General features: G+C 53.5%; 1 protein-coding gene. It reads left to right on the forward strand.

Translation table 11 applies throughout. From position 1 onward, the window contains the following. Positions 1-848: type II CAAX endopeptidase family protein (locus NO360_RS18835; protein ID WP_256309360.1), on the forward strand; the 848-nt coding region annotated here is incomplete at its 5' end. Between the last annotated feature and the right edge of the window lie 53 nt (positions 849-901).

Raw genomic sequence — 901 nt, forward strand, 5'->3', positions numbered from 1 at the left:
CTCGTCCTGAGATAGCCCCTCCTGCGTTTAAGCGAGGGTTATTGGTCCTCGTCACAGCATATTTTGTTATAATCGCTCTTCTGTCTGGACTGGCACTTATCTCTGGCAGAGGGTCTCCCCCACCACTTCTGGGGATGGCTTGGGGCATCTTGCTTGTTGGAATCGGGGTTGGAGCGTATAGACTTGAAGGAGTGTCCCCACGTTCGATTCTGTCGTTTTCCCAATCACTATTCTTGGTTCTGGGAGCTGTAGGAGCGTTTTGGCTCCTGTATAATCTTACCACATACGTCCTTGCCCTGGGAAATATCCCGGGATTTGCGACTGCATCCTCAAAGGTCGTCGCTCATCCCTTCCTTTATTCCGCGGCATTCGGGAGCTCTCTGCTGTTCACAGCCCTCCCCGAAGAATTCGTATTTCGTGGCTATTTCCAGTCGAAACTCATCACGGAATCTGGTGGAACGGGTTGGCGTGCAGTCGCAACTGGGACCGGCACCGCGGCTGTCCTGTTCGCACTGTTCCACCTCCCGCGTTGGTTCCTGATGTCCGGCCACGGCGTTGGCCCAGCGTTGGCTACCCGACTGTCTGTACTGGTGATTTCAGGTCTCGCTTTCGGACTTATTTATGCACTGACGAACAATCTATGGCTGGTCGCGCTGTTCCACGCAACGATGAATCAACCGCCGTTGTTGTTCACGGTCAACATACCCGCTGAACTGCACTTCGTGGTGGGGATCATCGAGTACACAACGATGGTGGGTTTCACGATCGCAGTGTTGTATTTGACAAGTTCCAATCTGATCTCCGCTGTCAAGCGACAAGCGGCGGACATACCCCCATCCGACGACTAAAATAACAAGAGTCGATACATCCGCCCGGTCGTAGGCCCGCTCAATCACCAATA

This window comes from Halobellus litoreus (assembly GCF_024464595.1).
Classification (GTDB): Archaea; Halobacteriota; Halobacteria; order Halobacteriales; family Haloferacaceae; genus Haloquadratum; species Haloquadratum litoreum.